The following is a 13724-nucleotide window of genomic DNA, read 5'->3' as shown; positions in this document are numbered from 1 at the left end:
AATCTAACACCTTGCTGAAAGGGCGTAAAGAAAGTAAAGAAAGTTAGACGCGCTTATTGCTGCTTCGCCTGTGACTACATTCTCTCCTTTTCTTGTTACCTTATCACCAGCAGGGGCATCCCCCCATTTCCGTCTTTTCATCCTTAATTGCAGATGCCAGGCAACTGACACCAGCGCGTCATCAATGGTACGATGGCTAAAAATGCTAAAAACGGTATCAAGCATGTTAGACAATATTCTCAGAATCGCCACCCGACAGAGCCCACTCGCCCTATGGCAAGCTCAGTATGTCCAACATCGGCTACAGGCATACCATCCCGGTTTACGCGTAGATCTGGTGCCAATGATCACCCGCGGTGATGTTCTGCTGGATACACCGCTGGCAAAAGTTGGTGGTAAAGGTTTGTTCGTCAAAGAGTTAGAATTGGCTCTGATGGAAAAACGCGCAGATATCGCCGTACACTCCATGAAAGATGTTCCTATTGAATTTCCTCAAGGCCTGGGTCTGGTCACGATCTGTGAACGCGAAGATCCCCGTGACGCCTTTGTTTCCAATCACTATTCTGGTCTGACGGATTTACCCGCTGGAAGCTGCGTCGGGACATCTAGCCTGCGCCGTCAATGTCAGTTGCGGGCGCAGCGCCCCGATCTGACCATCCGTGATTTACGTGGCAACGTCGGCACACGGCTGGCGAAGCTTGATAGTGGCGAATATGACGCCATTATTCTGGCCGTCGCTGGTCTGAAACGTCTGGGGCTGGAAAATCGCATTCGTTGTGCATTAAGCCCGGAAGAGTCGTTACCCGCGGTTGGGCAAGGTGCCGTTGGTATTGAATGTCGGTTGGATGATGAGCATACCCGCATGCTGCTGGCACCACTCAATCACACAGAAACGGCAATAAGGGTACAGGCTGAGCGCGCCATGAATACGCGACTGGAAGGAGGCTGTCAGGTTCCTATTGGCAGTTACGCCGAACTGGAAGGTGAGACGCTGTGGCTACGGGCGCTGGTCGGCGCACCGGATGGCAGTTGCATTATCCGGAGTGAACGCCGAGGCAACTTGCAGTATGCAGAACAGATTGGCATCAATCTGGCGGAAGAGTTGTTAGCCCGAGGTGCCAAAACCATTTTACAAGCCGTTTATGGGGACACGCCATCATGACGATTCTGGTTACCCGTCCCTCCCCTGCGGGTGAGCAACTGGTAGCCCGCCTCTGTCTGGCCGGTCTGCCAGCTTATCACAGTCCATTGATTGATTTTTCGCCTGGACGGGAGTTATCCCAGTTGCCGAACATGCTTGCTGCATTACATCCTGGCGATCTGGTTATTGTCCTTTCCCAGCAGGTAGTGGATCATGCTAATCCGGTGTTGGTCCGTACCGAAACCGGATGGCCTAAAGCGTTAACCTACTATGCCGTGGGGCGCACGACCGGATTATCCCTGCATACCGTTAGCAGCTTGCCCGTGCAATATCCATCGGAACGGGGAACCAGTGAAACCCTGTTGCAACTGCCTTCATTACAGCACGTAGCAGGTAAACGGGCGTTACTGTTGCGCGGTAACGGTGGTAGGGAGCTGCTTGGCAACACACTGCAAGAACGCGGCGCCGACGTCAGTTACTGTGAATGCTACCAGCGTAATCCGGTCTTTTATAACGGTATGGAGCAGAGCCAGCACTGGCAGTCGTTAAACATTAATACGTTGGTAATAACCAGCGGAGAAATGCTGCAACAGCTATATACTTTAGTACCTGATTATTATCGGACATCCTGGCTGCTGTGTTGCCGAGTGATTGTCGTAAGCGAGCGTCTGGCCGATCTGGCACGAGAGCTTGGCTGGAGTGATATCCGGATCGCCGATAATGCGGATAACGATGCGCTGATGCGCGCACTACAATAACCCTGATCATAGGTATCATTATGACGGAACACATTACCCCCCCGCCCCCTCCGGAAGAGGTTGTCGGACGGGTTGACCCCGTACATCCGCAGAAAGAACAGAAAAAACCGCTGACCCCCGCCCCCAAACGCCACGGTGTGCTTCTGGGTATAACAGCAATCGTTATCGCATTAGGGTTAAGCGGCGGTCTTTACTACTACATGCATCAACAGGCACAACGTCAGTCCGCCAATATTGATCTCCTGCAAACCCAGATCGCCGCCATGCAAAAACAATATCAGCAGGAACAGCAGCAATGGCAGCAGACGCAGGTGCAACAAGGCAAAGCGCAGAGCGCGGCAGAACAGCAGATTGCGACATTAACTCGCCAGTCGGATGAAATGCGGGAAAAACTGGCGACAATCTCCAATGGCGACTCTCAAACCTGGTTATTGGCGCAGGCCGATTTTCTGGTGAAAATGGCAGGCCGCAAGCTCTGGAGTGATAAAGACGTGACGACCGCTGTCGCATTGCTGAAAAGTGCTGATATGAGTCTGGCCGACATGCACGATCCAAGCCTGATTGATGTGCGCCGCGCGTTAACGCATGACATCAGTACGCTGGCTGCTGTCAACCAGATTGATTTTGACGGCATCATTCTTAAAGTTAACCAGTTGGCCGATCAGGTAGACAATCTGCGTCTGGCGGATAACGATACCAATGAAGCGCCCATGGACGACAACGACACTGCGGTATCGGCTTCCTTGAGCGAATGGCGGCAAAACCTGATCAAAAGCTGGCATAACTTCCTCTCGGATTTCATTACTATCCGTCGTCGTGACAGTACCGCCGAGCCATTGCTGGCGCCGAATCAGGATGTTTACCTGCGTGAAAATATTCGCTCGCGCCTGTTAATCGCTGCCCAGGCCATTCCCCGTCACCAGAACGAAATCTACAAACAGTCGCTGGAAACCGCTGCTGTTTGGGTCCGGGCCTATTTTGATGACAATGATCCCAGCACTAAAGCGTTCCTGGAACAGTTGGATGCACTGAGCAAGCAATCCATTTCGATGGATGTCCCCACCGAACTGGAAAGCCAGGCGCTGCTGGAAAAAGTCATGCAGACCCGAGTCCGTAACCTGCTGGCGCAGCCGTCAGCCACGCCGCAGGAGGGCTGATTATGCTAAAGGTCTTGTTGCTGTTTATCGTGCTTATCGCCGGTATCGTCGTTGGCCCAATGATGGCGGGGCATCAGGGTTATGTATTGATTCAGACCGACAACTATAACGTTGAGACCAGCGTTACCGGCCTGGTGATTATGCTGGTTCTGTTTTTGCTGGCTTTTCTGATCATCGAATGGTTGCTACGCCGGATTTTTCGTACCGGTTCACGTACTCATGGCTGGTTTATCGGACGCAAAAGCAGTCGGGCCCGTAAGCAAACCAAGGCGGCGTTACTTAAACTGGCCGAAGGCGATTATCTACAGGTAGAAAAACTACTGATGCGTAATGCCGATCATGCCGATCAACCGGTGGTAAATTACCTGTTGGCGGCAGAGGCGGCTCAGCAACGTGGCGATGACTTTCGTACCAAACAATATCTGGAGCGTGCAGCAGAAATTGCGGATACCAATCAGCTTCCGGTGGATATTACCCGCGTGCGTATCCAGTTGGCTCGCAACGAAGATCATGCTGCCCGTCACGGTATTGATCATCTGCTGGAAGTCGCCCCACGGCACCCGGAAGTGCTGCGGCTAGCGGAACAGGCGTTCCTGCGTACCGGCGCTTACAGCGCGTTGCTGGATATTCTGCCCGCCATGCGCAAAATTCAGTTGCACGATGAACAACAACTACAGGATCTCCAGCAACGCTCAACCATTGGGCTGATGAATCAGGCCATGTCCGAAGGGGGTAGCGAGGGACTCAGGCAGTGGTGGAAAAACCAGAGCCGGAAAACGCGTCAGGAACTGACGTTACAAATAGCGATGGCGGAACATTTAATCCAATGTGACGACCCCGATACCGCCCAACAGATTATTGTGGATGGTCTAAAACGCCAGTATGACGAGCGTCTGATACTACTCATGCCGCGCATCAAAGCCGGAAACCCTGATCAACTGGAAAAAATACTGCGTCAATTGCTTAAACAACACGGTTCCACACCCTTACTACACAGTACGCTGGGGCAGTTGTTGATGAAGCACGGTGAATGGCAACAGGCTGTAGATGCCTTCCGCGCCGCATTGGAAATACGACCAGATGCCTATGATTACGCCTGGTGCGCGGATGCGCTGGATCGCCTGCATCTGCCGGATGAAGCGACCCATATGCGACGAGAAGGGTTGCTGTTGACACTGCAATCAAACCCGCAGTAATAGGTTAACCGGCATTAATCCCACCATCCTTTTATACGTTCAGGGGAAATAGCCTGAACGTATAAAGATTTCAGGACACGCAACAGTGCAGCCGTTGAGTATCCTCGTCCTCAGATAGCCTCTGCCACAATTCCTGACACGCGCTTCTCTTTCCCGGCATAGCCGTATTCACCCGACCAGTGAATCACTATCGGCTTTTACTAAAAACGGAAAATTGTCGCGCCCTGTTCCGCATTGGAAACGGCTTGACGAAACACCGAGAACAATTCCTGGCCCGAGCCTACCTGCTCCGCCGTCCAATCTGGATGATATGCTACACGGTCAGTTAGATCGGCCAAGACATCAATTTGCCCGCTGTCTGCATCAATCCGAATGATATCGCCATCGACGAGACGGCATAATGGCCCGTCTTTTTTCGCTTCCGGGCAGAGATGAAGTACCGCCGGAACCTTACCCGACGCACCGGATAACCGTCCGTCCGTGACAAGAAAGACCTTCAACCCATCCTTCATCAGATTACCCAGTATCGGCATTAACTTATGCAGCTCCGGCATTCCATTGGCCGCGGGACCATTGTGCCGGACCACAATCACGACATCTTGCGTGAACTCATTGGCGTGATAAGCGCTCTCGACATCATGTTGTGATTCAAACACCCGGGCCGGCGCTTCGATGAAACGGCACTCCGGGGCAACCGCACTGACTTTAATGATCCCACGGCCCAGATTACCTCCCACCACCTTGAGTCCGCCGTGGGCACTGAAATGCTCACCAGGAAGCGCAATGACATCAGAATTCATAGAGTCGGTGGCCGGATGATACGTTATCTGTCCGTCATCCAGCCGGGGCACTTTCATATAGTCGGACAGGCTGCCAAAGACCGGAGTGGCATCCAGATGCAGCAAATCACGTTCTGCCAACGCCTTCATCAAAGTAGGCACCCCGCCAGCCCGCTGAAATTCATTGATATCAGCCGGCCCGTTCGGATACATCTTCACCAGTAAGGGGACGACTTGCGACAGGGCATCGATGTCATCCCAGTTCAGGATATAACCGGCCGCGGCAGCCACTGCAACCATATGAATGGAATGGTTAGTGCTTCCTCCCGATGCCAGTAACGCAACCAATCCATTCACCAACGACTTTTCATCCAGCACGCTGGACAAAGAGCGGTATTGCGCATTGTTATGGCTGATAGCAGCAATATGCTCTGCTATTTTTATCGTCAGAGCCTCACGCAGCGGATCGGCAGGGGGAACAAATGCCGAGCCGGGCAGCATCAGCCCCATTGCTTCAAATACCAGTTGATTGGTATTGGCAGTACCGAAAAAAGTGCAGGTTCCCAGGGCATGGTAGGCATCGCATTCCATATGCAGCAACGCATCTTTACCAACCTCACCCGCCGCATATTGTTGACGTATTTTCACTTTATAATTATTGCTGATCCCGGTTGGCATCGGCCCTGATGGTACAAACGCGGTTGGTAAGTGACCGAAAGAAAGCGCACCAATCAACTGACCAGGAGCAATTTTATCGCACACGCCCAGCAGCAGTGAGGCATCAAATGTATTGTGGCTCAGTGATACGGCCGTCGCCTGCGCAATCAAATCCCGGGAAAACAGAGACAATGACATACCGTCCTGTCCCTGTGTTATACCGTCACACATAGCGGGTACGCCGCCGGCAACCTGGGCGCTGTGCCCCAGTTGCGCCAGTGCCCGTTTAATCAGGTCAGGGTAGAACGCGTAAGGCTGATGAGCACTTAACATATCGCTGTATGCGGTAATAATCCCCACGTTGACCCGGGTAAAATCCAGAATGGATTTTTTCTGCATGGCGGAACAGGCAGCGACCGTATGGGCCAGATTACCGCAGGATAAGTGTGCACGGCGTTTCCACTTCACAGCCTGTGCATCAATTTTGTTCAGATAACGACGGCGTGTTTCCTGGCTCCGCCCGGCGATGTTACGGCTGATCTGTTCAATGATGTTATTCATACACCCACCTCCACGATATTTTAAAGACAGTAACAGCGGACCGCGTTAACACAACGCGTCACGACATCATCAAAATCACCGTCGATATCCACATGGAGAACATCAGGTTCATCATCACCTGGCATTTCCAGCGTCTCAAACTGACTCTTCAGTAGTTCAACCGGCATGAAATGACCGGTACGGGCCTGCATACGTGCTAATACCAGTTCAAAGGAACCGTATAAATGAATAAAGGCAACATGCTCATTACCATCTCGAATCATATCGCGGTACTTCTTTTTCAGCGCCGAGCAAACAATAATGCCGGTTTCATTTTTCTTTTCCATACTGAATGCTGCATCACGAATACGTTCAAGCCAAGGTAATCGGTCATCATCGTTTAAAGGATGCCCACTCGCCATCTTTAAAATATTATGGCGAGGATGCAGATCATCTCCATCAATAAACTTGGCGCCAAGCGTTCTTGCCAATGCTGCACCTATTGTTGACTTCCCTGTACTTGCCACGCCCATCAGAACAAAACTTTTCCCGCCTTTTTCCCGTTTCATTTATAAACCTTATCTAAAAATAATTTCACACAGACAAGTCAGCACACCCATTTGATACAAAAAATTACAGTGTTTCTCCGAGATAAATTTGATATCCCAAATCCATTGAATGCGTCGAATAATGAGTATCGTTGATTTTATTTAACAGAATACTTGCTGCTTTTTGACCGACCATAAACCGGGGAGTGATAACACTGGCGAGACTGGGAACCATCTCCTTCCCGATTTCAAGCCCGTGGAATCCTGCAATCGATATATCATCAGGAACGTTGATCCCTTTTTTAAAACAGCTAATCAACGCACCAACAGCGATATCATCATTAGTACAGAAAATACCATCAAGATCCGGATGTTCCTTTAATGCCAATGCCAATAATTGTGTGCCAAGCTGAATGGATGAAATGGATTTAGGGTTAATATGGTGAGTAGGTAATCCTTTTTTTCTCATGGCCTCACAATACCCTTGAAACCGTAATTCATCACGCAGATCATCCTGAGAACCAAGATAAATAATCTTTTTCTTATTACGGTTTTCCAGCATCGTTGAAACCATGTCGAATGCGGCTTTACTGTTAGAGTAACCAACTTCCATATCCAGGCATGGTCCTTCAATATCCATAACTTCCACAATAGGGATTTTAGCTGAGCGTAAATATTTCACGGCTCGCACCGTGTGCGATTTTTCAGACAAAATAATTCCATCAATATTATAAGCGAGCAAATTTATGATTTGTTCTTCTTCCGATTTCTGTTTGTAATTGTAATTAGCAATCAATATTTGATATTGCTTCCCGGAAGTAACCGATTCAATACCTGCGAGCATATCGGCAAAGATTTGGTTTTTGAACGAAGGGATCAAAACACCAATCGTGTAACTCTTTGTATTAAGCAACATTTCTGGTGCCCGGTTGGGGATATAATTAACCTCCTCCATAATCTGAGCAATTTTTTTCCCTGTTTCAGGCGCAACCTGGTTAGGTGTCCTCAGATACCGACTCACCGTCATCTTGGTCACATTCGCTAGATTCGCTATATCCTGCAACGTTACTCTATGGTTTTTCATGCTCTCTCTGCCATTACTTCAGGGCAGGAACTTCCTGCCCTGATGATTGAACGCCTACACGTGGATAACACTATTAAGCATGAGGACACCAATAAGTCCCAATATGGATATCAGTGTTTCCATCACCGTCCACACCTTTAATGTTTCTACCACACTAAGATTGAAATACCCTTTAAACAACCAGAATCCTGGATCATTCACATGTGACGCAATCACACTGCCGGCCCCCACGGCCAACACCATTAACGCGGGATCAACATGTGTAATCGCAATCAAAGGTAATACAATACCCGCGGTAGTAATCGCCGCGACCGTCGCCGATCCCAGGGCAACTCTCAGCAAGGCGGCTACTGTCCAGCACATCAGCAATGGAGATAGAGATGAGCCTTTCATGAGCATCGCAATATAATTGCCCACCCCACTATCAACCAGGACCTGTTTAAATGCGCCGCCACCAGCAATAATAAACATGATCATGGCTATGGCACCGATAGAGTCACTCGCAATCGCCATGACCGACTCTATATTTCGCCCATTACGCAGACCCAACGTAAATATAGCCAATACGATAGCAATAAAAAGAGCAACGGCAGGGTGTCCGATAAATTCAAAAAGTAATCGTACCGTATTACCTTTTGGCAACAACATTTCACAAATTGCAGCAGACGCCATTAAAATAACCGGGATAATAGCGGATAACAGGCTGACGCCAAAACCCGGCATCTCTTCTTCAGCAAATACATGGGGATTAAACAGTCCCTTAGGGGGTTCTTTTTCGTATTTTTTAAGCAACTTTGAAAATAAAGGACCAGCGATGATAACCGTAGGAATCGCAATAATAAGGCCATAGAGCAATGTTGTGCCCAGGTTTGCATTAAAAATGGTGGCAATCGCTGTCGGACCAGGATGAGGCGGCAGAAAACAGTGGGTCACAGAAAGCGCGGCCACCATGGGAACCCCAACGTAAAGCAACGGTAATCCGGCAGAGGCAACAATAGTAAAAACCAGCGGCAGCAATAATACAAAACCTACTTCATAGAACATGGCCAAGCCAACAATCAATCCGGTAATTAACAAGGCCCATTGAATATTATTTCTGCCAAATCGATGAATCAGGGTAGACGCAATACGTTGTGCCGCCCCGGTATCAGAAATCAATCGGCCAAGCATCGCACCGAACCCAAGAATAAGTGCTAACCCGCCAAGGGTATTACCTATACCAGACTGAATAGAGGCAATCGTTTTAAGTGGTGTCATTCCTTCGGCAATTCCGACAAGCGCAGCAACCAGCACTAGTGCGATAAATCCATTTATTTTGAAGCCAATCATAAGAATAAGTAAGAGAACGACACCAATCGCTATTATTATTAACGGCATACAATACTCCTGGAATAAAGGCAGCGATAATCCGCCGCCAATGGAAACAATATATATTTAGTCTCAATATCAGATTTATACGGCGACCAACATTCCACCATCAACGAATAATAAGTGTCCATTAACAAAATCTGATGCTTGTGATGATAAAAAGACAGCAGAACCAATAAGCTCTTTCGGATCACCCCAACGCGCGGCAGGAGTACGCTTCGTCAACCATGAAGTAAACTCTTCGTTTTCAACCAGCGCTTTCGTCATTTCAGTTTTAAAATACCCAGGGGCAATACCATTTATCTGAATATTATAACGAGCGAGCTCTACACACATGCCGCGTGTTAACATTTTCACAGCGCCTTTTGATGCGGCATACGGTGTAATCGTATCTCTACCCAGCTCACTTTGCATTGAACAGATATTAATAATCTTCCCGCTCCTGCGAACCATCATTTTACGGGCCACGGCTTGAGAAACAAAAAATACGGCTGTCTGATTAACAGCAATAACATCGTTCCACTCATTCTCAGGGAATTCAGTAAAAGGGTGACGCCGTTGAATACCAGCATTATTGATCAAAACATCAATTTCACCGATATTGTCTTCTATGTAATCAACGGACTCATTCACACTATGATGATTTGTCACATCAAATGGCATCGAATAAGCCATATAACCCATTTTTTTTAATTCCGAGACAGCATTTTCTGAACGCTCGGCGGTCACATCGTTTACAATAATTTCCGCGCCATACTCAGCCAACCCTTTGGCGAGTAAAAAACCGATGCCCTGTGCTGCGCCAGTAATAAGTATTTTTTTATTCTCTAATGAAAACAGATTTTTCATAACAACCTCAATTAAAATTAAAACGTTAACTGTACTTTTGCTGCTTTTGTTTTATCTGATGCGAATAAAAGCGCCTTTTCCAATTCGTCGTAACAAAACTCAGCGCTTAACAATGGCAATGGATTAATAGTATTGTTATTTAACCACTCCACTGATGTATTAAATTCCTCTTTAAACCTGAATGTTCCGGTCAACGTTATTTCTTTGGCAATAAGCATCATGATCGGGAAATCGGGCACCGCGCCACCCATACCCACCTGAACCATCGTTCCTTTCGCCCGGGTGACCGCTAAACAACGCGAGATCGATTGCGGATGACCAGACACCTCGAACGAAACATCAAAGTAACCTTTGTCTTTCAGATAGGAAGAGAAATCAGCCGATACGGCATTAAGTACGGTTGTCGCCCCCATGGCACTCGCCATAGTTAGTGACCGCTCACTTACATCGGTGCAAACAATCTCTTTTGCCCCCATCGCTTTTGCTGCGGCAACCACCAGACAGCCGATAGGGCCGACACCGGATATGAAAACTTTCTTCCCTTTAATATCACCAGACTGATTAACAGCGTGAATTGCGACAGCCAATGGCTCGGCAAATGCCATAACCTGTTCACTGGCTTGATCATCAAAAGGAATACACTGACTTGTATCTACTATTTTATATTGCGTAAACCCACCATCTACATGGGGGAAATACATAGCACTGCCAAAAAATCGCATATTGACACATTGATTTTCTTCATGCGACTTACAATATTCACAGTGACCACAAGGCTTACTTGGATTAATAGCGACTTTCTGGTTTTTAATAATCTTATCGCTATCACTCTCAACAACAACCCCGATAACTTCATGACCCAGTATCATCGGTTGTTTAACCTGATAGGTCCCGACCTTACCCTCATGATAATAATGCAGATCAGAACCACAGATCCCACCACGAGTAATTCTTACCAATGTCCCTATTCCCTGATAATTGATTTCCTGCTGAATAACACTGACTTTATTTTTTCCTGACACAACGCAGGATTTTGTTTCATCGATCATTCTACACCTCGTTACTCATTAAGAGATGTCGCTATAAAACAGGAACATTCCCCTTAAAAATTTGAAGTGCGTCACTATAATTCATGTTACGTAACGTATGTTACGCATAACGTGAAGTCATCACCCTGTTGTTACAAAATCCATGTTACAAATAACGTGACTGAGAAAACATAAACGCTCTTATGGCGTAAATAAAAGACACGACAGGTTAATCAGTATTGAGGAAAACCCATATATTTTGGAAATATCGACAATTTCTTAAGCACCTGATACCAGGAAAGTATTAATATTAAAGTTTAATGAAATTAAATTTATAAAAAATAAGGAGATGAAAAAAATATTCGCTCAGTAATTACAACAGATATGCTCATCAAAGGCCGTATTAAGCGCGCTTATGAAAAAGCAGTGAGAAACGCTATCGGAGTTGATCACATCACTGCCGCGCCCTCAGCAACGATCAGTTTAATGCTGACCCTGATGGTCAGGAATATAACAGGAGTACATCAATCCTGACACTTACCGATTCCGCCTCGACCCTTTTATCTCTCCGCATCTGCTATCCTTCTCTGCATATCGAACGCTATTACGCCAAGCTCATTAGTCAGGGTGACAAACGGAAATACACTCTATGTTTTGATAACCCGACCCATGGACTTATGCACTTAACGTTTTTACACCATAGGACTGATAATCATGAAGATTTTGATGATACTGACATCACACGATCAGTTGGGTAACACTGGGAAAAAAACCGGGTTCTGGCTGGAGGAATTCGCCGCCCCCTATTATGTTTTCAAAGATGCCGGAGCTTCACTGACACTAGCTTCACCAAAAGGGGGGCACCCACCGCTTGATCCGAAAAGTGATGCGCCCGATGCACAAACCGAATATACGGAACGTTTCAGACAAGACCCGGAAGCCCAACAGATGCTGGCCTCGACACAACGCTTGTCGGACGTACATGAAGCCGATTTCGACGCTGTATTTTATCCCGGTGGCCACGGTCCGCTATGGGATCTGGCACAAGATCCGCATTCCATCGCCTTAATTGAAGCATTTGCCAGTGCTGGAAAACCGGTTGGCGCGGTTTGTCATGCCCCTGGCGTATTACGCCATGTGAAAAACAGTGATGGCGCACCACTGGTTAAAGGGCGCAAAGTCACGGGTTTCACCAATAGTGAAGAAGAGGCCGTACAACTCACCAATGTCGTACCTTTTCTGGTAGAAGATGAACTGAAACGGCAAGGTGGTATTTACGAAAAAACCGCCGACTGGCATCCACATGTGGTCACTGATGGGCTGCTGGTCACCGGGCAAAATCCGGCCAGCTCTGCGCCAGTTGCCTCTGAAATGCTGAAACTGATGGCTTAACCTTGTGCACGCTGACAAAGGCAGCACGGTTTTTCCGGCGAAAATACTATAAGGAAACCAGAATGCGCAGTGTCACCCACGCTTCATTTGGCAATCCGGCCGAAGTCCTTACTCTGACCGAAGTACCTCAACCCCAACCAGGTCCTGAACAAATCCTTGTTCGCATGACCTATTCTCCCATTCATAACCACGATCTTTGGACAATAAGGGGAATGTACGGCCATAAACCGGTGTTACCCGGAATCGGTGGTAGTGAAGCCGCCGGCGTAATCGATGCTCTCGGTAGTAACGTGCAGCACCTGAAAATCGGTCAGCGCGTGGTAACCGCTGGCGTACATGGCACCTGGGCGGAATATTTTCTGGCAACGGCTACAGCGGCGGTACCATTACCGGATGAGATTAATGACAAGGTTGGTTGCCAACTGATTGCTATGCCGGTAAGCGCATTGATGCTGCTGGAATACCTTGATATCAAACCCGGACAATGGATGATTCAGAACGCCGCCAACGGTACAGTTGGGAAAACCGTAGCCATGCTGGCAAAATCACGGGGAATTCATGTCATTAATCTGGTTCGTCGCCATGGGACCATCAAAGAGATGGCCGCACTAGGATTGAGAAATACGATTTCGACCGACCATCCCGACTGGCAAGAACAGATTGCTGCCCTGTTGGACGGAAAACCACTGGTACGTGCAGTTGACTCTGTAGGCGGTAAAAGCAGTGGCGATTTGTTACATCTGCTGAGTGAAGGAGGAGTGCTGGTTTCGTTTGGTGCCATGAGCGGTCAACCTATGCAAATCAGTTCCGGTGACATGATTTTCAAACAGGTGACCATTAAGGGATTTTGGGCCAGTAAAGTAGCCAGCACGGTGCCAGCCCAAGATAAGCAACGGATGATCGGCGAATTGATACATCTGGCTGCCAGCGGTGATCTGATACTGCCGGTAGACTCGCTATTCGATCTTTCCGACGCGGTTCAGGCGGTGACGGCCAGCGAACGACCTGGGCGCCAGGGTAAAATACTGCTACGCGGTTAATGGCTTTCCCTGACACGAAAAAACGCTTGCCGATAAGCGACAAGCGTTAAATAAAATCAGATTTATAAAACCAGGGAAAATATGGCATGGGAATCTACGTGCTGGATTACACACATGTAACGTGAAATATAACAGGCATGCAATTAATTTTAATTACATGATTATTTACCATATTTTGGAAAGCCAT

The 13724-nt window shown here is 48.0% G+C and carries 13 protein-coding genes; 7 read left to right on the top strand and 6 right to left on the bottom strand.

The features are described from left to right. Positions 1 to 223 precede the first annotated feature (223 nt). The 4 genes from hemC to hemY are packed head-to-tail and all read left to right on the top strand — an operon-like array spanning position 224 to position 4252. Positions 224 to 1162, top strand: coding sequence for a hydroxymethylbilane synthase (hemC, locus tag CWC46_RS04065; protein WP_021013476.1), 939 nt, complete (start codon positions 224 to 226; stop codon positions 1160 to 1162). Then, positions 1159 to 1899 (top strand): uroporphyrinogen-III synthase, encoded by a 741-nt coding sequence (gene hemD / locus CWC46_RS04060; protein WP_021013477.1) that lies wholly within the window; start codon positions 1159 to 1161, stop codon positions 1897 to 1899. The genes hemC and hemD overlap by 4 nt, the downstream gene beginning before the upstream one ends. Before the next feature lie 20 nt (positions 1900 to 1919). Then, entirely contained in the window at positions 1920 to 3056 is a 1137-nt protein-coding gene (hemX, locus tag CWC46_RS04055; RefSeq protein ID WP_021013478.1) for a uroporphyrinogen-III C-methyltransferase, read from the top strand. A gap of 2 nt (positions 3057 to 3058) precedes the next feature. Further along, a complete protein-coding gene (gene hemY, locus CWC46_RS04050) occupies positions 3059 to 4252 on the top strand; it encodes a protoheme IX biogenesis protein HemY (RefSeq protein WP_021013479.1) in 1194 nt (397 codons plus the stop codon). 200 nt (positions 4253 to 4452) lie between these two features. Here the strand turns inward: hemY and edd are convergent, their stop codons facing one another. The 6 genes from edd to idnD all read right to left on the bottom strand — a co-directional run bounded on the left by edd (position 4453) and on the right by idnD (position 11126). Continuing rightward, entirely contained in the window at positions 4453 to 6249 is a 1797-nt protein-coding gene (edd, locus tag CWC46_RS04045; RefSeq protein WP_021013480.1) for a phosphogluconate dehydratase, read from the bottom strand. Between the two features lie 20 nt (positions 6250 to 6269). Beyond that, positions 6270 to 6797 carry a gluconokinase gene (locus CWC46_RS04040; protein ID WP_021013481.1) on the bottom strand — a complete coding sequence of 176 codons (528 nt, stop codon included), beginning with the start codon at positions 6795 to 6797 and terminating at the stop codon, positions 6270 to 6272. A 64-nt stretch (positions 6798 to 6861) separates the two neighbouring features. Further along, on the bottom strand, positions 6862 to 7860 hold the full coding sequence (gene idnR / locus CWC46_RS04035) for a DNA-binding transcriptional regulator IdnR (protein ID WP_021013482.1): 999 nt from the start codon (positions 7858 to 7860) through the stop codon (positions 6862 to 6864). A gap of 54 nt (positions 7861 to 7914) precedes the next feature. Next, on the bottom strand, positions 7915 to 9237 hold the full coding sequence (locus CWC46_RS04030) for a gluconate:H+ symporter (RefSeq protein ID WP_021013483.1): 1323 nt from the start codon (positions 9235 to 9237) through the stop codon (positions 7915 to 7917). A 75-nt stretch (positions 9238 to 9312) separates the two neighbouring features. Further along, the gene (gene idnO, locus CWC46_RS04025; RefSeq protein WP_021013484.1) at positions 9313 to 10077 is read right to left on the bottom strand and encodes a gluconate 5-dehydrogenase; all 765 of its coding nucleotides are present in this window, start codon (positions 10075 to 10077) and stop codon (positions 9313 to 9315) included. A gap of 17 nt (positions 10078 to 10094) precedes the next feature. Beyond that, a complete protein-coding gene (gene idnD, locus CWC46_RS04020; protein WP_021013485.1) occupies positions 10095 to 11126 on the bottom strand; it encodes an L-idonate 5-dehydrogenase in 1032 nt (343 codons plus the stop codon). A gap of 339 nt (positions 11127 to 11465) precedes the next feature. Between idnD and CWC46_RS23580 the strand changes: the two genes are divergently transcribed. From CWC46_RS23580 to CWC46_RS04010, 3 genes are all read left to right on the top strand, one after another. Beyond that, the gene (locus CWC46_RS23580; protein ID WP_416354393.1) at positions 11466 to 11639 is read left to right on the top strand and encodes a DegT/DnrJ/EryC1/StrS family aminotransferase; all 174 of its coding nucleotides are present in this window, start codon (positions 11466 to 11468) and stop codon (positions 11637 to 11639) included. 180 nt (positions 11640 to 11819) lie between these two features. Beyond that, on the top strand, positions 11820 to 12497 hold the full coding sequence (locus CWC46_RS04015) for a type 1 glutamine amidotransferase domain-containing protein (protein WP_021013486.1): 678 nt from the start codon (positions 11820 to 11822) through the stop codon (positions 12495 to 12497). A 62-nt stretch (positions 12498 to 12559) separates the two neighbouring features. Continuing rightward, the gene (locus CWC46_RS04010) at positions 12560 to 13537 is read left to right on the top strand and encodes a zinc-binding dehydrogenase (RefSeq protein ID WP_021013487.1); all 978 of its coding nucleotides are present in this window, start codon (positions 12560 to 12562) and stop codon (positions 13535 to 13537) included. Positions 13538 to 13724 lie beyond the last annotated feature (187 nt).

Origin of the sequence: Prodigiosinella confusarubida (assembly GCF_002847015.1) — a bacterium.
GTDB classification, from domain to species: domain Bacteria; phylum Pseudomonadota; class Gammaproteobacteria; order Enterobacterales; family Enterobacteriaceae; genus Prodigiosinella; species Prodigiosinella aquatilis.
This window is presented reverse-complemented; position numbering and strand designations above follow the sequence as displayed.